The organism is Bacillus seohaeanensis (assembly GCF_042684945.1).
GTDB classification, from domain to species: Bacteria; Bacillota; Bacilli; order Bacillales; family Bacillaceae_B; genus Rossellomorea; species Rossellomorea seohaeanensis.
Window position 1 is genome coordinate 130692 of the sequence record NZ_JBHUMF010000002.1, and the last position, 23951, is coordinate 154642.

General features: G+C 39.1%; 22 protein-coding genes and 1 riboswitch. Of the genes, 21 read left to right on the forward strand and 1 reads right to left on the reverse strand.

Annotation, left to right across the window (positions count from 1 at the left end; genetic code table 11):
• The first annotated feature begins 21 nt into the window (after positions 1-21).
• From ACFSUL_RS01210 to ACFSUL_RS01265, 12 genes are all read left to right on the forward strand, one after another.
• Positions 22-156, forward strand: a complete 135-nt coding sequence (locus ACFSUL_RS01210) for a hypothetical protein (RefSeq protein WP_377931937.1) — start codon at positions 22-24, stop codon at positions 154-156.
• 113 nt (positions 157-269) lie between these two features.
• Positions 270-400: riboswitch (cyclic di-AMP (ydaO/yuaA leader) on the forward strand.
• A 307-nt stretch (positions 401-707) separates the two neighbouring features.
• Entirely contained in the window at positions 708-1364 is a 657-nt protein-coding gene (locus ACFSUL_RS01215; RefSeq protein ID WP_377931938.1) for a potassium channel family protein, read from the forward strand.
• 390 nt (positions 1365-1754) lie between these two features.
• A complete protein-coding gene (gene serC, locus ACFSUL_RS01220; RefSeq protein ID WP_377931940.1) occupies positions 1755-2828 on the forward strand; it encodes a 3-phosphoserine/phosphohydroxythreonine transaminase in 1074 nt (357 codons plus the stop codon).
• Between the two features lie 45 nt (positions 2829-2873).
• A complete protein-coding gene (locus ACFSUL_RS01225; RefSeq protein WP_377931941.1) occupies positions 2874-4049 on the forward strand; it encodes a phosphoglycerate dehydrogenase in 1176 nt (391 codons plus the stop codon).
• Between the two features lie 192 nt (positions 4050-4241).
• Positions 4242-5003, forward strand: a complete 762-nt coding sequence (locus ACFSUL_RS01230) for an alpha/beta fold hydrolase (RefSeq protein ID WP_377931943.1) — start codon at positions 4242-4244, stop codon at positions 5001-5003.
• A 45-nt stretch (positions 5004-5048) separates the two neighbouring features.
• Positions 5049-5723, forward strand: a complete 675-nt coding sequence (locus tag ACFSUL_RS01235; RefSeq protein ID WP_377931945.1) for an HD domain-containing protein — start codon at positions 5049-5051, stop codon at positions 5721-5723.
• Positions 5724-6011: 288 nt separating this feature from the next.
• Entirely contained in the window at positions 6012-6245 is a 234-nt protein-coding gene (locus ACFSUL_RS01240; protein WP_071410758.1) for a CsbA family protein, read from the forward strand.
• 560 nt (positions 6246-6805) lie between these two features.
• Entirely contained in the window at positions 6806-8788 is a 1983-nt protein-coding gene (gene uvrB / locus ACFSUL_RS01245; protein WP_377931947.1) for an excinuclease ABC subunit UvrB, read from the forward strand.
• Between the two features lie 6 nt (positions 8789-8794).
• On the forward strand, positions 8795-11668 hold the full coding sequence (uvrA, locus tag ACFSUL_RS01250) for an excinuclease ABC subunit UvrA (RefSeq protein ID WP_377931949.1): 2874 nt from the start codon (positions 8795-8797) through the stop codon (positions 11666-11668).
• 930 nt (positions 11669-12598) lie between these two features.
• Positions 12599-13696, forward strand: a complete 1098-nt coding sequence (locus tag ACFSUL_RS01255; protein WP_377931951.1) for a DUF4097 family beta strand repeat-containing protein — start codon at positions 12599-12601, stop codon at positions 13694-13696.
• Between the two features lie 170 nt (positions 13697-13866).
• On the forward strand, positions 13867-14067 hold the full coding sequence (locus ACFSUL_RS01260) for a PspC domain-containing protein (RefSeq protein WP_071410763.1): 201 nt from the start codon (positions 13867-13869) through the stop codon (positions 14065-14067).
• Positions 14067-14420, forward strand: coding sequence for a phage holin family protein (locus ACFSUL_RS01265; protein WP_377931954.1), 354 nt, complete (start codon positions 14067-14069; stop codon positions 14418-14420). Before ACFSUL_RS01260 ends, ACFSUL_RS01265 begins: the two co-directional genes overlap by 1 nt.
• Before the next feature lie 76 nt (positions 14421-14496).
• On the opposite strand, the gene ACFSUL_RS01270 is transcribed toward ACFSUL_RS01265, so the two are convergent.
• The gene (locus ACFSUL_RS01270; RefSeq protein ID WP_377931956.1) at positions 14497-15186 is read right to left on the reverse strand and encodes an N-acetylmuramoyl-L-alanine amidase; all 690 of its coding nucleotides are present in this window, start codon (positions 15184-15186) and stop codon (positions 14497-14499) included.
• A gap of 468 nt (positions 15187-15654) precedes the next feature.
• Between ACFSUL_RS01270 and hprK the strand changes: the two genes are divergently transcribed.
• The 9 genes from hprK (at position 15655) to hisB (ending at position 23948) form a co-directional block, all read left to right on the forward strand.
• Positions 15655-16593 carry an HPr(Ser) kinase/phosphatase gene (gene hprK / locus ACFSUL_RS01275; RefSeq protein ID WP_377931958.1) on the forward strand — a complete coding sequence of 313 codons (939 nt, stop codon included), beginning with the start codon at positions 15655-15657 and terminating at the stop codon, positions 16591-16593.
• A 48-nt stretch (positions 16594-16641) separates the two neighbouring features.
• A complete protein-coding gene (lgt, locus tag ACFSUL_RS01280; RefSeq protein WP_377931960.1) occupies positions 16642-17460 on the forward strand; it encodes a prolipoprotein diacylglyceryl transferase in 819 nt (272 codons plus the stop codon).
• A 107-nt stretch (positions 17461-17567) separates the two neighbouring features.
• Positions 17568-18509: a nucleoside recognition domain-containing protein gene (locus tag ACFSUL_RS01285; RefSeq protein ID WP_377931962.1), complete on the forward strand. Its 942-nt coding sequence runs from the start codon at positions 17568-17570 to the stop codon at positions 18507-18509.
• Positions 18506-19156, forward strand: a complete 651-nt coding sequence (gene ppaX, locus ACFSUL_RS01290; protein ID WP_377931964.1) for a pyrophosphatase PpaX — start codon at positions 18506-18508, stop codon at positions 19154-19156. Before ACFSUL_RS01285 ends, ppaX begins: the two co-directional genes overlap by 4 nt.
• Positions 19153-19707, forward strand: coding sequence for an acyltransferase (locus ACFSUL_RS01295; protein WP_377931966.1), 555 nt, complete (start codon positions 19153-19155; stop codon positions 19705-19707). The genes ppaX and ACFSUL_RS01295 overlap by 4 nt, the downstream gene beginning before the upstream one ends.
• A gap of 340 nt (positions 19708-20047) precedes the next feature.
• A complete protein-coding gene (locus tag ACFSUL_RS01300) occupies positions 20048-21241 on the forward strand; it encodes an ATP phosphoribosyltransferase regulatory subunit (protein ID WP_377931968.1) in 1194 nt (397 codons plus the stop codon).
• A complete protein-coding gene (gene hisG, locus ACFSUL_RS01305; protein WP_377931970.1) occupies positions 21238-21867 on the forward strand; it encodes an ATP phosphoribosyltransferase in 630 nt (209 codons plus the stop codon). Before ACFSUL_RS01300 ends, hisG begins: the two co-directional genes overlap by 4 nt.
• 116 nt (positions 21868-21983) lie before the next feature.
• Entirely contained in the window at positions 21984-23261 is a 1278-nt protein-coding gene (gene hisD / locus ACFSUL_RS01310; RefSeq protein WP_377931972.1) for a histidinol dehydrogenase, read from the forward strand.
• Between the two features lie 99 nt (positions 23262-23360).
• On the forward strand, positions 23361-23948 hold the full coding sequence (gene hisB / locus ACFSUL_RS01315) for an imidazoleglycerol-phosphate dehydratase HisB (protein WP_377931974.1): 588 nt from the start codon (positions 23361-23363) through the stop codon (positions 23946-23948).
• Positions 23949-23951 lie beyond the last annotated feature (3 nt).

Consider the following 23951-nt stretch of genomic DNA (forward strand, 5'->3'; position numbering starts at 1 on the left):
GGAAGAAAGGAGGGAGTAGTCTTGATTGCTACCGTTTTAGTGTTATTTTTATTGTTCTTGGCTTTAGCTATTGCTAGACTATCGGGTAATGCAGGGTTGAGAAGCATTATTAAAAATGCGATTGGACAAATATTTAGCCAGAGTACTCCTGCGTAATAGTAGTGCTTGAATTAGCCCTTAGAAACAACTGTTGTAATCAAGTTATTTCTAAGGGTTTTATCATTTACAAGTCATGTTTACAGGGGTATGATATAAAAATCAGAAATTCATATTCTTTTTCGCTTAATCCGTTAAGGTGCGGGGGACCCATTTTACTCGGGGTGAATCCTTTCGAAAGGTAGGGTTACTTTCATAATCCGAATCCGTTAGCTAACCTCGTAAGCGTTTTGAGAGAGGTATACTTGTGATTGATTAGTCAAGGCCACAGGCTTGTTCCTTGTGGTTTTTTTGTTGTTTAGTTATGAAAATATTGCATGTGGATAGCAGCATTATTATTAGAGGTGACTGAGGTGCTAATGTTTGATTTTTTATTCACATGTGGATAACTGTTTTGGCGAAGTCATTTGTGGATAGTGTCTTTTGACTTGCGGCTATATTCGTGTGGCTAATAAACCAATGCACTTTTTTCATTATAGTGGTAGTGAATGGATGATTCATACATAGCGGGATAAGCTAAAATTAATATGTGTTAAACGGAGGAAGTCATCATGAAAAAGCAATTTGCCGTAATAGGTTTAGGACGGTTCGGGGGAAATTTAGTTCAAGAACTTAGTGGACTAGGTGTTGAGGTTCTAGCGATAGATCGAAGTGCGGAGGTAGTCGAAAAATATATGGGGATCGCAACCCACACTGTTCAAGCGAATGCAATGGATGAGACAGTTTTAAAACAATTGGGTCTTCGTAACTTTGATCATGTTATCGTTTCCTTCGGTGAAAATATTGAAGCTAGTATTTTAACAACATTGCAATTAAAAGAATTAGGTGTCCAAAAAGTATGGGTGAAAGCTTCTAATCTGTATCATCAGAAGGTGTTAGATCGGATTGGTGCGGATAAAGTTATCCATCCGGAGAGAGATATGGCAAGACGGATTGCTCATCATATTTCTTCCGATAAAATGATTGATTATATCGAGTTGTCCGAGGAACATAGTATCGTGGAAGTATATGCATCAAGTAAAGTAGCGAATAAATCGTTATTAGAATTGGATGCTCGTTCCAAATACGGCTGTAACATTATCGCGATCCAAAGGGGCAAAGATGTCATTGTGTCTCCTTCAGCAGAGGAGGTTATTTTACAAGATGACTTGTTAATTATTATAGGTCACAACAGGGATATTAATCGTTTTGAAAAAGAAGGAGTATAAGGGGGACTTGGCAATTCTCCAACTTCCCTCTCTTTCCGCCAGGAGTCAAGTGCCCTCCGCTCCAATTAAAACCTAGTTTGTAGTTGAAAAACAATAAAATTTACGAAAATAACTTTTTACAAACATCCATTGAGATAAATTCTTACAACAACGCTTGCTAAAAGTATCTGGACAATTATTTAATTTGATACTAGGTACTTTTGGTTGAAAATCCCCATTCCCTCTAAACCTCATAAAAATTCAAAAACTTCTATTAATGATGAAACATAGTAGGAAACATGCATAAATGCCCTATAAAAGCGTTTTCTTACCAGAATTGACAGATTGACGGGGGTGTTAGCCTTCATTATAATGTGGGAAAATTCTGAACTAACCTGGAGTGAATTTTCTATGGAACAAGTGTTTAATTTTTCTGCCGGACCAGCTGTGTTACCGAAGCCTGTTTTGGCGAAAGTACAGGAAGAATTACTGAATTATGACCAGACGGGAATGTCTGTTATGGAGCTAAGTCACAGGTCTGCAGCTTTTGAAAATATTATCGAAAGTGCAGAAGCCCTTTTTCGTGAACTTCTCGCTATTCCTGATGATTATCATGTTTTATTTTTACAAGGAGGGGCGTCTTTGCAATTCTCGATGATTCCTCTTAATTTGTTGCGACCGCATCAATCGGCAGATTACATCATTACTGGCAGCTGGTCGAAAAAAGCTGTCACAGAAGCAAGTAAACAAGGAACGATTAACACGATTACTCCTGAGAATCCATACATAATACCAGATTACACTCACCAAGATCTCTCTTCAGCGTCGCAATATGTTCACATTACTTCTAACAATACAATAGAAGGAACGAGGTACTCACGTTATCCAAAAACAGGGGATATTCCTTTAGTTGCGGATATGTCCTCCCATATTTTGTCCGATTCCATTGATGTTAAAAAGTTTGGGCTTATCTACGCTGGAGCACAAAAAAATTTAGGACCATCCGGGGTAACGGTTGTTATTGTACGTAAGGATTTTGTTGGCAACGCTTCGGATAACTGTCCGACAATGCTTAACTATGAAACGTATGTAAAACATAAATCATTGTTCAACACGCCTCCTACGTTTGCCATTTATGTGATGAAACTTGTTTTAGAGTGGGTAAAACAGCAAGGTGGCGTTAAGGAGATGGAGGTGAAAAATAAAGAAAAAGCACAAATGCTGTACAATTTCTTAGATGAATCCAAGTTATTTAAGAACCCTGTCTCTAAACAAAATAGATCGTTCATGAATATCCCATTTCTGACAGAATCCAAACAACTTGATGAGGCATTTCTTAAACGTGCCGAGCAGGAAGGACTAATGTTTTTAAAAGGCCACCGTTCTGTTGGTGGAATGAGAGCGAGTCTTTACAATGCAATGCCGCTTGAAGGTGTTCAGAAGCTCATCGATACTATGAGCCAGTTCGAAAAAGAAAATAGGTAATAGTTACGAAAAAATATATTCTTATAATAGCAGGAGGAATTACGAATGCTTTCTATTAATACGTACAATGCAATTGCTCAAAGAGGTTTATCTATTATACAAGATGACGAAACTTATGTACTAAATGACACTCCGACACCAGATGGCTTGCTTATCCGAAGCATGAATCTTCATGAGACAGAAATTCCTGCTTCTGTAAAAGCAATCGCAAGGGCGGGGGCAGGTGTTAATAATATCCCTGTTGATACATGTACGGAAAATGGGGTTGTTGTTTTTAACACACCAGGTGCGAACGCAAATGCTGTGAAAGAATTAGTATTAGCTAGTTTAATAACTTCTTCTCGTAATCTATTTTCTGCTGTTCAATGGACTAGTACGCTAAACGGAGCCGGTGAAGGAATTCCGAAGCTCGTCGAAGCAGAAAAGAAAAGCTTTGTAGGGACAGAAGTGAAAGGGAAAAAGTTAGGTGTCGTTGGGCTTGGTGCAATAGGTGTTTTAGTTGCTAACGATGCTCTTGCGTTAGGGATGGACGTTGTTGCATATGACCCATTCATTTCCGTTGATGCCGCTTGGAGGCTTTCCCGTGAAGTGAATAGAGCTATGAGTCTTGAGGAAGTATGGGCAGAATGTGATTTTGTTACCTTACATATCCCGTTAACAGAAAAAACATCAAACTATGTTAATAGAGAAAGTTTTTATAAAATGAAAAAAGGATTGACCCTTTTGAACTTTTCAAGAGGAGAGCTTGTTGATGAAGAAGGGCTAGCAATGGCTGTAGAAGAAGGAATTATCCGAAATTATATTACCGATTTTCCAAATGAAAAAGTCCTTGCGTTACCAAATGTTATTGCGGTGCCTCATCTCGGGGCATCTACAGTGGAATCCGAAGAAAATTGTGCTGTGATGGCTACAAAACAACTGAAATCGTTTCTTGAAACAGGGAATATAAAGCATGCTGTCAATCTACCTGATGTAGAACTTCCGTACAGCGGAAAAACAAGGGTAACCGTTATGCATAAAAATGTTCCGAATATGGTTGGGTCTATCACATCCGTTCTTTCAAAATTTGGTGTAAACATTGCAGATATGATTAACCGCAGTAAACAAGCGTGGGCTTATACAATGATTGATGTCGATCAAGAGCTTAGCACTCAAGACAAGCAAAAGGTAGAAGAAGAGTTAAAACTTATTGAAGAGGTTGTAACAGCGAGACTAATTTAAAAGCATATTAAACAGGTTAGGGCTGCCCCAAAATTAATGCTAATTTTGGGGCAGCCCTATATAGAAAAAACAGTTATATTTAAAGGAAACCCTTCTGGGAAAATGATTAAGTCCTTGTGAGTAGGTGAAAACTGTAAGTAAGAAATAACCTACTCAGGAAAGATATATTTTTTAAAAAGAAGGGGATCCACAATGCCAACTTGTACTTTTTTTGACCGCAATCTTTACTATGATGACATCGGAGACGGGATAGCTGTAGTTTTTATTCATCCACCGGGAATGGGAAGAGTAGTTTTTCAAAATCAGAGGTCACTATCCAAATCTTTCCGTATTATTTTACCTGACTTAGGAGGACACGGGGATTCGATAAATTCTGCAAGTTTCGCTAGTATCGAGACATTTGTGGAAGAAATTAAAGCGATACTAGATCATATAGGAATATCATCTTGTGTCCTCGTCGGTTATTCTGCGGGTGGCATTATCGCCCAGGAGTTTGTTTACCGGTACCCGGATGCTGTTATTTCTCTAGTACTTGCTGGGGGCTATCCTAAGGTAACAAGTCAATCGCTTAAGCTTATGCATCTATTAGGAATGAAAATGGTGAAAAATAAACCTGATCGATTAATAAAAGTTTTAGCTAAGGCGCATTCAAAAGAAAAGGAATTTCAACAAACATTGATTCAGCATATGGAAAAAGCAAATACAAAAATTTGGTATCAGTTTTACAAGCAGTCGTTGTACTATGATGGATTAGATAGAATAGAAAGAATAACCATGCCATTGCTATTGATTTATGGTAAGAAATCAGACTGGGCTAATTCTCAATCTGGCTTGTTTGAGGACTGTAAACAACAAAAAATGAAATTTATTCCAAAGGCAAGTCACCAATTGCCAACTCTTTTTTATGAGCCATTTAACTCGATACTTGTAGAGGAGTTAAACCAATATACATGAATGAATCTTTAAGAGAAGGTGTTTTTATAAAAAGGAGGAGTTAAATTGGGGATTCATCATTATTTTAAAAGTTTATCCGATCTAGAATATTTATATCGGTGTCCGGGGCGCTTTAAATACCATGAACATAATGTTGCTAGCCACTCTTTTAAAGTAACAAAAATAGCTCAATTTTTAGGAACAGTAGAGGAGCAAAAAGGAAAAAAGGTAGACTGGAAATCGCTTTATGAAAAGGCATTAAATCATGATTATGCGGAGTTGTTTACAGGAGATATAAAAACACCTGTAAAATATGCTTCCGATGAATTGCGAACACTGTTTAGTCAAGTAGAAGAAGAAATGGTGAAAAAGTTCATTTATGCCGAGTTTCCACCTGAGTTTCAAGAAGTCTACTTACACAGGTTTGAAGAAGGAAAAGATGAGACATTGGAAGGACGGATTCTTTCTGTTGCGGATAAAATCGATCTTCTTTACGAATCTTTCGGTGAGATACAAAAAGGAAATCCAGAACCATTGTTTTTCGAAATCTATTATGAGGCACTTTCGACGATACTGAAATTCAAAAAGATGAACTGTGTACAATACTTTTTAACTGAAATTTTACCTGATATGTTGGCAGAGAAATATATTCCACACAGTGAATTAACGGAACGGACAAATAAGTTGATTGATATGTCAAACCATGTGGAAAGGCAAGGTTCACCGACTGAAGAAATATAGGGATAGTCAACGGGAGCAAGGGCTAGAAATAACACTTTCGCTAAGTCAAGATTTTCGGTAGAATGGTTGTATTCCTTTTATCAGAAAGGCTCCTTTCTCATAGGTTGTTGTTTTTACTTATAGATTCGGCCCGTAAATTAAGCTTAGTGTGTAGTTTAAAGGCAACAAACTTTGCGAAAGTAGCCGTTAGAAAATACCTCGAGCCGCTGGGGCTAGACAAATAGAAAAGTGGAAGCGGCTTGCCGAGAGACGACAAGCTTTGCTGAGAAAATAGAGGAGAGAAAGCAAATGGTTTCAAAATTTATTTTGGCAATATTTCTTCCTGCGTTATTAGTGGTATTGTTTACTAGGGTTACATACAACCATTATATCGGGTTGATATTGACAGTGGCGTTAATCGCTGCTTCCGTTTACAAAGGCTATACTGATTCATGGGCACTTATCGTTGTCGATGCTGCCTCTCTGACATTCGGTTTTTGGTATGCCAATGGAATGATGAAAAAAGCAAAAACAAGTACCTAAGTATTGTGGACAATTCACATACTTAGGTTTTTTTATGTCTAGCCTTCCGAGTTCATTTGCTTATTAAGGGGATTGTACATTTAGTTTGCAGTTTGAAAAAATAGGCTATTTTGTGGATAAATGGATAGAATTGTGAATAACCTGTTGATTCAAATATACTATCCACAGGTGTAAACGTGTACAAAGACGTTCGTTAACAGTGTTTTACATAATATGTGGATAACATATTGGGTTGTTAACATATCAATGAGGATAATAACAAGTTATTCACATTATTATTCACAACTATTGTGGATTATTTTGCTGTGAAAAATTGTTAGTAATAAATCTTTTTCTTTCACTCCTATAAAACAATCCCGAACTTTTGTTCGCTTTTTTCTGGTTATTTTTCTAACAAATGTGGTAGAATGTTTATATCAGTTTTTTTCGGAAATTCCGTATAAATAGATGCAAACTTTACATAAAAATTATGGTTGTGATTGCTGCTTCATTTACATTTTATTAGTAGTGACATACCTGCCGAACAAGATAAAAAATCCTTTTTACTAGGAGGTAAAGTAGTGGAGGATCAATTTAAGTTAAAGTCAAAATACAAGCCAGAGGGAGATCAGCCGAAAGCGATTGAAAAAATTACAGCTGGAATAAAAGAAGGAAAGCGGCATCAAACATTGCTGGGTGCAACAGGGACAGGAAAAACGTTTACTGTTTCCAATGTTATAAAAGAAGTAAAAAAACCTACATTAATTATTGCTCACAACAAGACATTAGCCGGACAGCTTTACAGTGAATTTAAAGAGTTTTTCCCCGAGAATGCTGTAGAGTATTTTGTCAGCTACTATGACTACTACCAACCAGAAGCCTACGTCCCCCAAACAGACACGTTTATTGAAAAGGACGCGAGTATTAATGATGAAATAGATAAACTGCGACATTCGGCGACATCTTCGTTATTTGAGCGAGATGATGTCATCATTATCGCTAGTGTTTCTTGTATTTATGGTTTGGGTTCACCAGAAGAGTACCGTGAGATGGTGCTATCTCTTCGTGTAGGGATGGAAATAGAGCGTAACCAATTGCTGCGTAAACTTGTGGATATCCAATACAACCGGAACGATATCGACTTCCAAAGGGGTACTTTTCGTGTACGAGGGGATGTTGTAGAAATTTTTCCTGCTTCACGAGATGAACATTGTATGCGAATTGAATTTTTTGGTGATGAAATTGACCGAATTCGTGAAGTGGATGCACTAACAGGTGAAATAATGGGAGACCGTGATCATATAGCAATCTTTCCTGCTTCCCACTTCGTAACAAGAGAAGAAAAAATGCGCGTCGCAATTAAAAATATTGAAAAAGAACTAGAAGAACAGCTTGCTGCACTAAAGGCAGAAGACAGATTATTAGAAGCGCAGCGTTTAGAACAACGAACACGTTATGACTTGGAAATGATGGGGGAAATGGGATTTTGCTCAGGAATTGAAAACTATTCTCGTCACTTAACATTAAGACCTGCTGGCTCTACGCCTTATACCTTATTAGATTATTTTCCGGAAGATTTCCTTATTGTTATTGATGAGTCTCATGTTACACTTCCGCAAATACGTGGGATGTTTAATGGAGACCAAGCAAGGAAAAAGGTACTTGTTGACCATGGTTTTCGGCTTCCGTCGGCTATGGATAATAGACCACTGCGGTTTGAAGAATTTGAAGAGAAAGCAAATCAACTTCTTTACGTTTCTGCTACACCTGGTCCTTATGAAATGGAACATAGTCCTGAAATGGTGGAGCAAATTATTCGCCCAACAGGTTTACTAGACCCAACGATTGATGTGCGCCCAATTGAAGGGCAAATTGACGATCTTCTTGGGGAAATACATGACAGAATTAAAGATAATGAACGTGTGCTCGTCACTACGTTAACGAAAAAAATGTCTGAAGATTTAACTGATTACTTAAAAGAAATGGGAATTAAAGTTCAGTACCTTCATTCAGAGGTAAAAACACTAGAAAGAATTGAAATTATTCGTGATTTGCGATTGGGAAAATATGATGTGCTTGTTGGAATTAACTTATTACGGGAAGGGCTCGATATTCCAGAAGTTTCTTTAGTAACTATACTAGATGCAGATAAAGAAGGGTTTCTGCGTTCTGAACGTTCTCTTATTCAAACAATCGGACGTGCTGCCAGAAATAGTAAAGGCCATGTTATTATGTATGCGGATAAGATTACTGACTCTATGCAAAAGGCGCTTGATGAAACGAAACGTAGACGGATCATTCAACAAGAATATAATGAAAAACATGGGATTACACCACAAACAATCCAAAAAGATGTTCGAGATGTTATTCGTGCGACACATGCTGCAGAAGAATCAGCAGTGTATGAAAACGATCAACCGAAACTATCGAAGTTGACGAAAAAAGAGAGAGAAAAACTTATTACAAGCTTAGAGGTGGAAATGAAAGAAGCAGCAAAAGCACTTGACTTTGAGCGTGCTGCCGAGCTTCGCGATTCCATCCTTGAACTAAAAGCGGAAGGGTGACGGTACATGGCAAAAGACCAAATTATCGTTCAGGGAGCAAGAGCTCATAATTTAAAAAATATTGATATAACTATTCCACGAGATAAGCTGGTCGTATTAACGGGTCTTTCTGGTTCTGGAAAATCCTCACTCGCTTTCGACACGATCTACGCAGAAGGACAGCGGAGATACGTAGAATCGCTTTCTGCTTATGCTCGTCAATTTTTGGGGCAAATGGATAAACCAGATGTAGATTCGATAGAAGGACTTTCTCCTGCTATTTCAATCGACCAAAAAACGACAAGTAAAAACCCTCGTTCTACAGTAGGAACGGTTACAGAGATTTATGATTATCTCCGACTTCTGTTTGCAAGAGTAGGTAAACCAATTTGTCCTGTACATGGTACTGAAATTTCTTCGCAAACAATTCAACAAATGGTGGACCGTATTATGGAATATCCAGAAAGAACAAAGCTTCAAGTATTGGCACCTGTTGTTTCAGGACGAAAAGGAATGCATGTGAAAACATTTGAAGACATTAAAAAACAAGGATATGTCCGCGTTCGTGTCGATGGGGAAGTTCGGGATCTAGGAGAAGACATTGAGTTAGAAAAAAACAAAAAGCACTCAATTGAAGTGATTATCGATCGGATTGTTGTGAAAGAAGGGATCGAAGCACGATTATCAGATTCATTAGAAACGGCATTAAATCTAGCCGATGGAAGAATTATCATTGAGGTTATCGGAGAAGAAGAGTTAGTGTTCAGTGAACACCACGCTTGCCCGCTTTGTGGATTCTCAATAAGTGAACTAGAGCCACGGATGTTCTCCTTTAATAGTCCGTTTGGAGCGTGTACAAGTTGTGATGGTTTAGGAACGAAACTAGAAGTTGACAAAGAGTTGGTTATCCCAGATTGGAACAAATCCTTAAAGGATGGTGCTATTGCCCCGTGGGAACCGACAAGTTCACAATACTATCCACAGCTTCTTAAAGCAGTATGTAACCATTATGGAATTGATATGGATATTCCAGCAAAAGATATTCCAAAAAATTTAATGGATAAAGTTCTTTATGGATCAGGTAAAGAGGAAATTTACTTTCGATATGAAAATGACTTCGGTCAAGTGCGGGAAAACTATATCCAATTTGAAGGTGTAGTTAGAAATATAGAGCGAAGATATCGGGACACTAGTTCTGACTATATACGAGAGCAAATGGAAAAGTATATGGAACAACAAGCTTGTCCGACTTGTAAAGGTTATCGATTAAAAGAAGAAACCTTGGCAGTAAAGGTTAATTCCCTTCACATTGGGGAAGTGACATCTTACTCTATTGAAGAAGCAGATCAATTTTTTGCTACGCTTGAATTATCCGAAAAAGATATGAAAATTGCTAACTTAATCCTGCGTGAAATCCGCGAACGGCTAGGATTCCTTGTTAATGTAGGGCTAGACTATTTAACATTGAGTCGGGCTGCTGGAACATTATCGGGTGGGGAAGCACAACGAATTCGTTTAGCTACCCAAATCGGTTCTCGTTTAACAGGTGTACTCTACATATTGGATGAACCTTCTATTGGACTTCACCAACGCGATAATGACCGCTTGATTGGCACATTAAAAAATATGCGTGATATAGGAAATACACTTATTGTTGTCGAGCATGATGAAGATACAATGCTTGCAGCGGATTATTTAATTGATATCGGTCCTGGTGCAGGTGTTCATGGTGGGGAAGTTGTCTCTGCTGGAACACCACAAGAAGTAATGGATGATCCGAATTCGCTGACAGGTAAGTACTTATCAGGAGATAAATTTATTGCTCTCCCACATGAAAGAAGGAAGCCAGATGGCAGGTACATCGAGGTAATTGGAGCAAAAGAAAACAATTTAAATAATGTAAAAGCAAAGATTCCTTTAGGGGTATTTACCGCGGTTACAGGTGTATCAGGATCAGGGAAAAGTACCCTTATTAATGAGATCCTTCATAAATCTTTAGCACAAAAGCTTCATAATGCAAAAACAAAACCTGGTGAGCATAAGGAAATAAAAGGTATTGATCAGCTTGAAAAAGTAATTGATATCGATCAATCACCTATCGGTCGAACACCGAGATCAAACCCTGCAACATATACAGGTGTGTTTGATGATATTCGTGATGTATTTGCATCAGCAAATGAGGCAAAGGTTCGAGGCTACAAAAAGGGAAGGTTTAGTTTTAACGTAAAAGGTGGACGTTGTGAAGCGTGCCGCGGAGATGGAATTATAAAAATTGAAATGCATTTCCTTCCGGATGTATATGTTCCTTGCGAAGTGTGTCACGGTAAACGGTATAATCGTGAAACATTGGAAGTGAAGTACAAGGACAAAAATATTGCGGATGTTTTAGAAATGACAATTGAAGTCGCACTAGACTTTTTTGAAAACATTCCTAAAATCAAACGTAAACTTCAAACACTTGCCGATGTTGGGCTAGGCTATGTAAAACTAGGTCAGCCTGCAACAACATTATCAGGTGGAGAAGCACAGAGAGTGAAATTAGCGTCTGAACTTCACCGCAGATCAACGGGAAAAAGTTTGTACATCCTTGACGAGCCAACGACAGGATTACATGTGGATGATATTGCGAGGCTTCTTGTTGTGCTCCAAAGATTAGTCGAAAATGGAGATACCGTACTTGTCATTGAACATAATCTTGATGTCATTAAAGCCGCAGACTATATCGTTGACTTAGGACCAGAAGGTGGAGACAAAGGCGGAACAATCGTCGCTAGCGGTACACCAGAAAAAGTGGCAGAAGTGCCAGAATCCTATACTGGTAAATACTTAAAACCTATTTTAGAACGTGACAGACAACGCATGCAAAAACGGGTGAAAGAAAAGGAAGAGGTAACAAACTAAATATACGTGGTGAAAAAACAGGCTTGTTTTCTGATGACAAGCCTGTTTTTTATTGGCGGAGGGAGTATCGTCTTTGAGGTGCCAGACCCCTCGGTGCCAGACCCAAATCGAGTGAAAAGTGCCAGACCCCGGAGTGCCAGACCCACCCCGAGTGAAAAGGGTCAGACCCCGAGGTGCCAGACCCAAATCGAGTGAAAAGGGTCAGACACCGGAGTGCCAGACCCAAATCGAGTGAAAAGTGCCAGACCCCGAAGTGCCAGACCCACCCCGAGTGAAAAGGGTCAGACCCTGGAGTGCCAGACCCACCCCGAGTGAAAAGGGTCAGACCCCGGAGTGCCAGACCCAAATCGAGTGAAAAGAGCCAGACCCCGAGGTGCCAGACCCACCCCGAGTGAAAAGAGTCAGACCCCGGAGTGCCAGACCCAAATCGAGTGAAAAGAGCCAGACCCCGAAGTGCCAGACCCAAATCGAGTGAAAAGTGCCAGACCCCGAAGTGCCAGACCCACCCCGAGTGAAAAGAGCCAGACCCCGGAGTGCCAGACCCAAATCGAGTGAAAAGTGCCAGACCCCGAAGCGCCAGACCCATCCCACCTAAAATGACCCACCCCCCATAGTACCGAATCCAACAAACCTGCAAAAAAACACACCCTAATACCGACACCAAGTAAGTCTCAAGTTGGAGTAAGAATGTTTCGCTTTATGAGAAAATAAAATTAGAAGAATGATACACATGAAACCTTTAAAGGAGAAAAACGTAAGTAAAAAGTATAAGTGTTTTCTGAGGGGAAAGAGATTCTCTTCGAATATTGGTTTAGAAGAAGTACTGTATGGGAAGAATGCAATCGAATTATAAATAAAGCAATATTTTCATTCGTTTTTTACAAATAAAAGAGGCCGAGTTGATAAGATTATTTTAGGGAGATGAAAAATATGAGTGAAGAGCGTAAACGGATTTTAGAGATGGTGGAAAAGGGAACGATATCTGCACAGGAGGCCTTGACGCTACTAGAGGCATTAGAGAAAAAGCAAGCGTCACAACAGGATCAAGAAAAGCAAATTTTTAATGAGCTAGTTACGAGTGTGCATGAGGAAAAAGGAGAGGAGAACAGTAAAGATTCTTTTTACTCCTCCTCTAAGCCGAAGGACAAAGTAATGGACTTTGTTAATTCTGCTCTTAATAAGATTAAAAACTTTGATTTTGATTTTCAGTGGAAGCATTCCGTTGAGCTTTCTCATGTGTTTCAACAGGCGGATGTACATTTAGATAAAATTGATATGGATGTGGCGAATGGAAAAGTAGAAATTATTCCATGGGACCAGCAGGATGTTAGGCTTGAATGCCAAGCAAAGGTGTATAGAACTGAAGATAGAGAAGAAGCGAGGAAGCAATTTCTTGAAAATACATCGTTTGTGGTTGAAAATGCAGGATTGTTTTATTCTACACAATTAAAATGGATGAAAGTAGATACAAAGGTCTATGTTCCGAAGAAACATTACAAAAAAATCTCTATTAGGCAGTTTAATGGAGGGTTAAAGGCAGAGAATATTTCTGTGGAGGAATTTAAATCAAAAACAGCAAACGGAAAAGTGTTTATTCAGCATATAACGAGTGAAAAGGCAGAAATCGAAACGTCGAATGGGGCTATCCAGCTACTTGATGTCAAAGCGGATAACTTGGACGCTGAATCGATAAACGGGAAAATTGAGGTAGAAGGCGATATTCGGTACAGTGATGTTCAGTCTCTGAATGGGAACATTGTGTGCAAGTTAACGGGAGAAAAAGCGGATACTATTCATAGCAAGGCAGTAACAGGAAATATCGATATTTATGTACCTAATGGTCATGCTGTTGTTGGGGAAGCTAAATCAAATCTCGGTGGTTTTAAAGTAGAGCTTGAGGGAATAAATGTAGTAGAAGAAAAAAATGATATTGTCCAAAAGCATATTCGCTTTTCAAAAAATCCAGAAGCAGATAAAAAGCTTCACATATTTGCTGAAACGAAATCAGGATCTGTTCTTATTAAATAGAAAGAGGAGATACTCCCTAGATGTCTAGTTCAGGACATCGCCTAATGTTATTGCTTGTAGTAGAAATGTCAGATGTATTGTAAAGAAGAATGTTAAAAAATGATGGTAAAGGTCCCGCTTGAGCAATAATAGAACGGGACTAACCATCATATGGAAATGAGGTTTTGTAAATGAGAAGTTTAACACGATCAAGATCGAATCGAAAATTGGCTGGAATATTAGGAGGGTTGGCACGTACAATTGGAATAGACGCGACAATCTTGAGAATCGCTTTTATCATCTTACTATTCCCAACAGGTTTCTTTCCACTTGTAATTGTGTATGCTCTATTAGCATTTGTAATTCCGAATGAGGAGGATGCTATAAGATAATGAGATGGCTAATTGGCATTTTGATTAATGCGGTACTTTTTATAGCGATGGCAGGTTACTTTGAAGGGTTTAATGTAAGTGGGCTAGCAGCAGCGGTTATTGCGAGTTTTGTGTTGTCGATTTTAAATGTACTTGTAAAACCGATATTAATTATTTTAACGTTACCAGTAACCGTCTTGACACTTGGACTTTTTTTATTTGTCATAAATGCTGTAACACTTCTACTAACAGACGGGCTAATGGGAGATGCTTTTGAAATCTCTGGTTTTGGAATGGCCCTTTTAGCATCAGTTATTCTTTCACTTGTTAACCTCATTATTCAAAAAGCAGTAGAATCAAGGAAGGAAAAATAAAGGGAGCCGCTTAATGAGTTTGACTCACGAAGAAGCTCCCTTTTATTTTTAGTGCTTTTTTTGATAGGAGTTGTTCCTAACTTTTAAAATGGATAAAGGTAGAATAGCCATCCTTTTCTAATACCTCTGCCAATTTTTCGGCATTTTCTTTTTTGGAAAAAGCGCCAATTTGAACTTTATAAAGTCCTTGTTCATTTGCGTTACTTGTTTTTTTCATTAGTTTATAAAAGGTTACTAGACCACTTACGATAGCTTGGGCGCATTTTTTTCGATAAGCGGATGTTTGCAACAGTGTTGCTTCTTCTTGATTTGTCATAAAACCACATTCTGTTAAGAGAGTCGGCATAGTGGTTTCTCTTAACACATGAAAGTTAGCTGTTTTTATACCACGATCTCGTCGTCCGGTAAGAGTAACTAGTCGTTTTTGTACTGCTTTTGCCAGTTCCACGTTTTTTGCTGAAGCAGTAGGATGTACATATGTTTCAATGCCGCTCGCTTGATTCCAGCCACCACTCCCAAAAGCATTTGCGTGAATTGATACAAATACATCTGCCTTTAATTGGTTTGCGCGATCTGTTCGGATAGATAGTGGGACATCTCTTTCATCTGCATGAGTGAAATAAACTTCCACGTTTTTATACTGCTGCAGTTCTGCTTTCGCTATCCGTGCTACTTCCCGATTAAACTCATACTCTCTCATTCCATCAGGTGTTCGTTTTCCTTCTGTCTCAAATCCGTGTCCTGCATCTACTACAATTTTCATCATACTTCACCTTCTTTTTAAAATAAAAATTCTTTTCAACCTTTAAATAGTGAAATGTTCTTCCGGAGGACACCTAGAAATAAAAAAGGCTCTATTCTCATAGATTATTGTTTTCACTTATAAATTGAGCCCGTTGATTTCCGCTCCAATCAACTTAGTTTTCTGTTAAAAAGCAACAATCTTTACGAAAAACCCCCATGGCGGCTGAAACCAAGCCGCCATCATCTACTTTTAAAAAGCAAATTTGACTTCAAAGTGGTATAGAATTAATTCATTTTGGTTATCCTAAATGATTTTATGATGCTTAAAAATACTTTTTTTCATATAAACAGCCTAGAAAAATGAAGGAACGTACCAGAATGCTTTACAGGTTTAAAAAAGTGTTCCTCTAGCCGTTTACTTTTTTAATTGCTAAAATAGGGGAAGGGTATAGGTAAGTCAGTCTTTACGATGTTGAAGGAGGAAAAGCCCTTGGCGAAAGTTCGTACGAAAGATTTAATGGAAAAGTTTAATTTGGAGCTTGTTGGTGGAGAAGAAGGATTGCATCGTCCCATTACAACGAGTGATATTTCACGTCCTGGATTAGAGATGGCAGGTTATTTCAATTACTATCCTGCAGAGCGCATACAAGTGTTGGGAAAGACAGAGTTGTCATTTTTAGAATTATTGGATAAAACGGAAAGACTTTCTAGAATGGAAAAACTTTGTGCAGATATCACGCCTGGGATTATCATTACACGTGGGCTTGAAATTCCAGATGAGTTTGTTGAAGCAGCGGATCGCTATGCAGTTCCAGTGATGAGGTCACCGATGAAAACGACACGTTTTTCATCAAGGCTTACAAACTACTTAGAAAGTAAGCTTGCACCAACTACTGCCATTCATGGTGTATTAGTTGATATATATGGTGTTGGTGTTTTAATTACTGGTAAAAGCGGTGTTGGTAAAAGTGAAACCGCTCTTGAACTTGTTAAACGTGGGCATCGTTTAGTTGCTGATGATTGTGTGGAGATTCGACAAGAGGATATGGATACTCTCGTCGGAAATTCCCCAGATTTGATTGAACATCTCTTGGAAATTAGAGGGTTAGGTATTATCAATGTGATGACATTATTTGGTGCAGGTGCGGTACGTACTAATAAACGAATCACATTATGCATTGACCTTGAATTATGGGACAAAGCCAAGCAGTATGATCGCCTAGGTCTTGAAGAAGATAAAATGAAAATAATTGATACGGAGATTACAAAATTAACGATACCTGTTAGACCTGGACGAAACCTTGCTGTTATTATCGAAGTAGCAGCGATGAATTTCCGTTTAAAACGAATGGGAGTAAATGCTGCAGAACAGTTTACAAGTAAATTGGCAAATGTTATAGAAGATAGTGTTCCTGAAGAATTTGAATAAGTAAAAGCGAAAAAATTATAATCTATGAAATGATAAAGGAGAGAAAAAATGGAGGAAACTATCACCCCGATTGATCCGATTGCTTTTGAAATAGGGGCCCTACAGGTTCATTGGTATGGAGTTATTATTGGAATTGGAATCGCTATTGGCCTCTTTATGGTAATAAGAGAAAGTAAGCGTCTTGGACTTCATCCAGACACATTTGTGGATTTGCTTGTTTGGGCGATTCCAATCGCTATTTTATGTGCAAGGGCGTACTACGTTATTTTTGAATGGGACTACTACGCTCAGAATCCTGGAGATATTATCAAGATTTGGAACGGTGGAATTGCCATTCATGGAGCGTTAATTGGTGCTGTTGCCACTGCTGTTATTTTTTCAAGAATAAAAGGGATATCGTTCTGGAAGCTTGCGGATTTAGCTGCACCAAGCCTCATTCTTGGGCAGGCCGTTGGTCGCTGGGGAAATTTTATTAATCAAGAGGCGCACGGTGGCGAAGTGACACGTGGATTTTTGGAAAATCTCATGCTACCAGACTGGATTATTAACCAAATGTACATAAATGGTACCTACTATCATCCGACATTCCTTTATGAATCAGTTTGGAATATTGCTGGATTGATATTACTTCTCGTATTAAGACGCAAAGCTCCGATTCGTAGAGGAGAGCTTTTCCTTTCCTATGTTATTTGGTATTCAGTCGGTCGTTTCTTTGTTGAAGGATTAAGAACAGACAGTCTAATGTTAACGGAATATTTACGAATGGCCCAAGTAATTTCTATTGTACTGATTGCAGTCGCACTAGCGATCTGGGTCTATAGAAGAACGAAAGGCCATGCTGATAAAGCATATGATGTACAGGGATAAGAGAAGAAATATAGAGACATTCTCTTAATGATAAATAAGACAAATGAATATTAACAAGTAGTGACCTTACTTGTTAAAATAAAAATTTTATAAGGGAGCAAGGGGAAATGTTATTTTCATCTGTGAAAAAAGGGACATTTGTCGGTTTAAACACGACGTGGTCACTAGGGAAGATTATATTCCCCGTGACCCTGCTTGTTATTTTGTTGCAGTATACACCTGTACTGCCATGGATTATAAAAAAAATATCACCTGTTATGAATTTGTTCGGCTTGTCTGGGGATGCGGCAATACCGCTCGTACTCGGTAACTTTTTGAACCTTTACGCAGGGATAGGTGGTATTCTTTCGCTGGACTTGACGGTAAAAGAAGTATTCATTATTGCTGTAATGCTATCATTTTCCCATAATCTATTAATAGAATCGTCCGTTGCAGCAAAAGTCGGCGTAAAGATTTGGGTTATTGTTTTAGTCAGAGTAGGGTTAGCTATTTTATCTGCTTTCGTTATTAATTTAGTGTGGAATGGTGGAGGAGAATTAGCTCAATATGGAATGATGCCTCCACAAGAAGCGGAACCTAATGGATGGGGAGAAATTCTTTTAGTAGGTCTTGAAAAAGCAGGGATCGGTGTCCTGCAATTAGCGATAATCGTGATTCCTTTAATGATTATCATCCAAATTATGAAGGATAAAAAATGGCTGGACGTATTTTCAAGATGGATGTCTCCGGTAACGCGGGCACTCGGAATGAATGAAAATACATCGATGACCATGGTGGCTGGATTAACAATCGGGCTAGCCTACGGAGCAGGAGTGATGATTCAAGCGGTTAAGGAAGATGGGGTTAGTAAAAAAGACATCACGATCGCCTTTATTTTCTTAGTGGCGTGCCATGCTGTTGTAGAAGATACATTGGTCTTCATTCCACTTGGGATACCTGTCTTACCATTGTTAATTATTCGGTTAGTTACAGCCGTTGTTTTAACGGTTACAGTAGCTTTTATATGGAAAAGATTAGAAGTAGCAAAAGGAAAGGAAGTAACCTTATGAGTAAAATTACGACAGTGCTATTTGATTTAGATGGAACATTAATTAATACAAATGATTTAATTATTTCTTCCTTTTTACACACATTAAATCACTATTATCCAGATCAATATGAAGAAAAAGATGTGTTGCAATTTATGGGGCCACCATTAGAAGAAAGCTTTCAGGGGGTGGACCCAGATAGAGTAGAAGAAATGACAGAAAGATATCGTACGTATAATCTGGAAAAGCATGATGAGCTTGTTACAGAGTTTGAAGGTGTTTTTGAGACAATTAAAACATTACATGAAAATGGTTTGAAACTAGCAATTGTATCGACAAAAACCCGTAATGCCGTTTTAAAGGGATTAAAACTTACGAACTTGGATCAATTCTTTGAAGTAGTTATCACCCTTGATGAAGTACAACATGCAAAACCGCATCCTGAACCAATTGAAAAAGCCCTAGAAGAACTTGGTGCAAGTGCGGATGAAGCGTTAATGGTCGGAGATAATCATCATGATATTTTGGCTGGGAAAAATGCTGGCGTACTATCAGCAGGTGTTGCATGGAGTGCAAAAGGAAAAGCGCATCTGGAAAAGTATGATCCTGATTTTATGCTAGACACCATGCCTGACATTTTATCTGTTGTTGGAGTAACGGCAGAATGAGAAGAACCACTCGCTATCCGGTTGAGGGAGCGAACTCATTATGGCATGTTTATAAAACGGTGCCATTTTGGAAAGTGGTGAAAAACTTCATCGTCATTCAATTGGCTCGTTATACTCCATTTTTAGGACTGAAAAATTGGATGTACCGGAATTTTTTAAAAATGAAGGTAGGTGACCAAACCTCCTTCGCTTTAATGGTCATGCTTGATGTTATGTTCCCAGAAAAAATCTCTGTTGGAAAAAACACGGTAATTGGCTATAATACAACGGTTCTTGCTCACGAGTATTTAATTAAAGAATACCGGCTTGGAGAAGTGAAAATTGGCTCAGAGGTAATGATTGGAGCGAACACGACCATTTTGCCCGGAGTGGAAATTGGTGATAAAGCCATCGTTTCAGCCGGAACACTTGTACATAAAGATGTCCCACCCGGCGCTTTCGTTGGGGGAAATCCAATGAGAGTCATTTACACGAAGGAACAACTAGAACAACGATGGAAACAAGACGAAATATATGGAGAAAAACAGCGTGAAAGCAGACTAGGAGAGTAGATAATCTACTCTCCTAGTCTGCTTTTTTTATAAACTTCAGCGTGTAGTTTTAGCCTTTATTGTGACTGATTGTGTTAGCAACCTTTAACTTATCGGCGAAACGGGAAAATTCGACTTACTTTACCACCTCCACACCTCCGCTTCCCCCTCTCCAATCAACCATCACTACATATAGCGTTAAAAAGGCTAGTTTTTTATTGACGGAAAGAAAATTAAGCGATAAACTACATATAACTTCACTTTGTTAGTGTGTTAGTGAACTAAAGGATTTTAAAATAGTTAGAATAATGTCTATAATAGATGAAATAGTATTTTGTACTGAAAAAAGAAGGTGGTTACTATGTCAAAACTGTTTATGTTTGAAAAGCCATTGGGAATGAGAGACACATTTCCTAACTTATATGAAGTAAAGAATACAACGAAAATGAGAATGGAAGAAGTAATGAAAACATGGGGGTACAGGTTTATTGAAACTCCTACACTCGAATATTATGAAACAGTAGGGGAAGCGTCAGCTATTTTGGACCAACAGCTGTTTAAATTGTTAGACCAACAGGGCCACACATTAGTGCTTAGGCCTGATATGACAGCACCGATAGCTAGAGTTGCAGCATCCAAGTTGCTAAAAGATAAATCGCCGCTAAGGCTTGCATACTCAGCCAATGTTTTTAGAGCGCAGCAGCGAGAGGGAGGAAGCCCAGCGGAGTTTGAACAAGTAGGGATGGAGTGCATTGGGGATACATCGGTAAGTGCTGATGCTGAGGTTATAGCGTTAATGGTATCGGTGTTAAAAGAAGCAGGGTTGAAAAATTTTAAAATTTCCATCGGACATATCGGTTTTGTTCAAGAACTTTTTACGCAAATCGTTGGTACAGAGGAAAGAGCAAGTATTTTAAGAAGGTTTTTATATGAAAAAAATTATGTAGGGTATCGGGAGCATGTTGGGGAGTTAGCGCTCTCTTCCATAGATAAACAACGATTGTTGGATTTCTTAAAATTGAGGGGGAATGAAGGTGTTATCGGTGAAGCTCTTTCCTTGTTAGAAGGGGAAAGCGGACGAGAGGCCTTAGCGCAATTAAAAGAGTTATACGATATCTTAAAAGACTATGGGGTAGAGCAATATATAAAATTCGATTTAAGTTTAGTCAGCCATATGAGCTATTATTCCGGGATTCTGTTTGAAGTGTATGCAGAGAGAGTAGGATTCGCTATCGGAAATGGCGGTCGCTACAATAAACTTTTACATAAATTTGGAAAGGACTCTGGTGCAACTGGTTTCGGTTTACGAATGGATTATCTTCTTGAAGCAGTAGGAGTGAAGACTCCGAATCCAGATCAGTATTGTGTGCTATTTAGTGATGAAAGAAGAAGCGAAGCATTTTCTTTAGCGAAGGAATTGCGAGAGACGGGGAAAAAGGTCGTGCTTCAAAATTGGAAAGGCGTAGACGATGTTGATGAGTTTACAAAAGAATTTGAAGAGGTTCACTATGTTGTTGGTCAAGAACGAAATGGGAATGGCGAGGTGACAAAATGACAACAGACTTAACAATTGCCATGCCAAAGGGAAGAATATTTGAAGAAGCGGTCGAACTTTTGCGGAAAGCGGGATATAATTTGCCACCAGAATTTGATGATTCCAGAAAGCTGATTCTGGAAGTGCCAGAAGAGAACTTACGCTTTATTTTAGCGAAACCGATGGATGTTCCTACCTATGTAGAACATGGTGTTGCAGATTTAGGAATTGCTGGAAAAGACGTTATGCTCGAAGAAGAGCGGAACGTGTATGAATTGCTGGATTTACGAATTAGTGAATGCTATTTAGCGGTGGCGGGACTACCTGATACGAAGATGAGTAATGTCGCGCCGAAAATCGCAACGAAATATCCAAAGGTTGCCTCCTCCTATTTTCGAGAGCAAGGGGAACAAGTCGAGATTATTAAATTGAACGGATCGATTGAGCTAGCACCACTAATTGGTCTTGCTGATCGGATTGTTGATATTGTTTCAACAGGTCGAACATTAAAAGAAAACGGGCTGGTCGAATATGAAAAAATAGTCGGAATCACATCTAGACTCATCGTTAATCCTGTTAGTTACCGGATGAAAGATGACACTATTGAAGAACTAGTAACCCGACTTACACAAATCATTAGTGAATGATGTTTAAGTGCTTTAATGCGCTAAACCAGTGAGGGACGGACCTTTAAATGGGGTTTCTTTATTTAAAGGTCCGTCCCTCACCACAGTACAGTAGTAAAGTATCCCAGAGGTTGGTGATGAAGGTGAAGATTGTTAGAGATTTGCAGGATGTATCGATCAAACGCTCAGTCGATCAAGGAACAGAGGAGCAACGGAAGGCAGTTCAGTCAATCATTCGCTCTGTACGGGATGAAGGAGATCGTGCGCTTGTTGCGTACACAGAGAAATTCGATCGTGTACATCTTAATCATTTAAAAGTAACAGAAGCTGAAATTATAGAAGCTTTTGAATCGGTGGAACCCGAAGTAATTACTATTATTGAAGAAGCAGCAGAAAATATTCGTTTATTCCATGAAAAGCAAAAGCAATCTTCATGGTTTACAACACATGAGAATGGTACAATGCTTGGTCAAAAGCTCACACCTCTCGATTCTGTTGGGGTTTATGTCCCAGGGGGAACAGCTGCTTATCCTTCTTCGGTTTTAATGAATGTTCTGCCTGCTAAAGTGGCAGGTGTTGAGAGAATCGCAATGGTTTCCCCGCCGAATAAAGAGGGGAAGCTGCCAGCAGGCGTGTTGGTGGCTGCCAAGATTGCGGGGGTAAAAGAAATCTATAAAGTAGGTGGGGCCCAAGCAATTGCAGCTCTTGCGTACGGTACAGAAATGATTTCTCCTGTAGATAAAATAACTGGTCCGGGGAATATCTTTGTAGCATTAGCAAAACGAGAGGTGTTTGGTGATGTTGCCATTGATATGATTGCTGGACCAAGTGAAATAGTAGTACTAGCCGATGAAAATGGTGAGGCTAAAGAAATAGCTGCAGACCTTTTATCGCAGGCAGAGCATGATAGACAAGCATCCGCTGTGTTGGTGACAACTTCTTTAGCCTTAGCGGAACGTATCTCACAGGAAGTAGAATCTCAGCTTGCGACACTTCCGAGAGAGGAAATCGCCCGTGAATCGATTGCTTCCTATGGTGCTATTTATGTTGCAGAGACATTAGAACAGGGAATTGATGTTGTGAACGAACTTGCACCAGAGCATCTGGAAATTGTAACGGAAAAGCCTTTAGAGGTGATGGCGAAAATCCGTCATGCAGGAGCAATCTTCCTCGGACGTTACAGTTCAGAACCTGTTGGAGACTATTTTGCTGGACCGAATCATGTACTGCCGACAAACGGAACAGCAAGATTCTCGAGTCCTCTAAACGTTGATGACTTTATGAAAAAATCGAGTGTAATCTCGTATAGCGAGACAGCACTAAAAGATAATTATAAAAAAATAGCTGCCTTAGCAAGACTGGAAGGACTTGAAGCCCATGCAAGAGCAGTAGAAACAAGATTCCATAAAAAATAAAATCTATTTAATACAGTGCAGAGGTAACGTGATGGGAGGGACGGACCTTTAGCCCTGCTAAAGGTCCGTCCCTCAGTACTTTAAAGGAGTGAAGTATTGATGGTACGAAGTGCAGAGGTTGTTAGGAAGACGAATGAGACGAATATAGCTTTGAATTTGAATGTAGATGGAGAGGGGGATTCGTCGGTTGAGACGGGTGTTCCGTTTATGTCGCATATGCTCGATTTATTTACGAAGCATGGACAGTTTGATGTGACGATTGATGCGAAAGGGGATACCGAAGTTGATGATCACCATACAACAGAGGATATCGGAATCTGCCTAGGACAGGCATTAGTAAAAGCGCTTGGGGACAAAAAAGGGATTAAACGCTATGGGAGTGCTTTTGTTCCAATGGATGAAGCTCTAGCACAAGTAGTGGTAGATTTAAGTAACCGCCCTCACCTTGAATTCCGAGCAGAGCTTCCAAGTCAAAAAGTTGGGACCTTTGATACGGAGCTTGTTCATGAATTTCTGTGGAAGTTTGCTCTTGAAGCAAGAATGAATTTGCACGTCATTGTTCATTATGGACACAATACTCACCACATTATTGAAGCGATTTTTAAAGCATTAGGACGTGCGTTAGATGAGGCAACAACGATTGATCCTCGTGTAAAAGGGATCCCATCGACGAAAGGAATGTTGTAGATC

Excerpts from the sequence above, each read along its gene's own strand:
- hisG (WP_377931970.1), top strand. The coding sequence starts at position 21,238 with ATGACAACAGACTTAACAATTGCCATGCCAAAGGGAAGAATATTTGAA.
- ppaX (WP_377931964.1), top strand. The coding sequence starts at position 18,506 with ATGAGTAAAATTACGACAGTGCTATTTGATTTAGATGGAACATTAATT.
- ACFSUL_RS01295 (WP_377931966.1), top strand. The coding sequence starts at position 19,153 with ATGAGAAGAACCACTCGCTATCCGGTTGAGGGAGCGAACTCATTATGG.
- ACFSUL_RS01285 (WP_377931962.1), top strand. The coding sequence starts at position 17,568 with ATGTTATTTTCATCTGTGAAAAAAGGGACATTTGTCGGTTTAAACACG.
- ACFSUL_RS01240 (WP_071410758.1), top strand. The coding sequence starts at position 6,012 with ATGGTTTCAAAATTTATTTTGGCAATATTTCTTCCTGCGTTATTAGTG.
- ACFSUL_RS01265 (WP_377931954.1), top strand. The coding sequence starts at position 14,067 with ATGAGATGGCTAATTGGCATTTTGATTAATGCGGTACTTTTTATAGCG.
- ACFSUL_RS01270 (WP_377931956.1), bottom strand. The coding sequence starts at position 15,186 with ATGATGAAAATTGTAGTAGATGCAGGACACGGATTTGAGACAGAAGGA.
- ACFSUL_RS01255 (WP_377931951.1), top strand. The coding sequence starts at position 12,599 with ATGAGTGAAGAGCGTAAACGGATTTTAGAGATGGTGGAAAAGGGAACG.
- ACFSUL_RS01225 (WP_377931941.1), top strand. The coding sequence starts at position 2,874 with ATGCTTTCTATTAATACGTACAATGCAATTGCTCAAAGAGGTTTATCT.
- ACFSUL_RS01300 (WP_377931968.1), top strand. The coding sequence starts at position 20,048 with ATGTCAAAACTGTTTATGTTTGAAAAGCCATTGGGAATGAGAGACACA.
- serC (WP_377931940.1), top strand. The coding sequence starts at position 1,755 with ATGGAACAAGTGTTTAATTTTTCTGCCGGACCAGCTGTGTTACCGAAG.
- uvrA (WP_377931949.1), top strand. The coding sequence starts at position 8,795 with ATGGCAAAAGACCAAATTATCGTTCAGGGAGCAAGAGCTCATAATTTA.
- lgt (WP_377931960.1), top strand. The coding sequence starts at position 16,642 with ATGGAGGAAACTATCACCCCGATTGATCCGATTGCTTTTGAAATAGGG.
- hisB (WP_377931974.1), top strand. The coding sequence starts at position 23,361 with ATGGTACGAAGTGCAGAGGTTGTTAGGAAGACGAATGAGACGAATATA.
- ACFSUL_RS01215 (WP_377931938.1), top strand. The coding sequence starts at position 708 with ATGAAAAAGCAATTTGCCGTAATAGGTTTAGGACGGTTCGGGGGAAAT.
- hisD (WP_377931972.1), top strand. The coding sequence starts at position 21,984 with ATGAAGGTGAAGATTGTTAGAGATTTGCAGGATGTATCGATCAAACGC.
- ACFSUL_RS01260 (WP_071410763.1), top strand. The coding sequence starts at position 13,867 with ATGAGAAGTTTAACACGATCAAGATCGAATCGAAAATTGGCTGGAATA.
- ACFSUL_RS01230 (WP_377931943.1), top strand. The coding sequence starts at position 4,242 with ATGCCAACTTGTACTTTTTTTGACCGCAATCTTTACTATGATGACATC.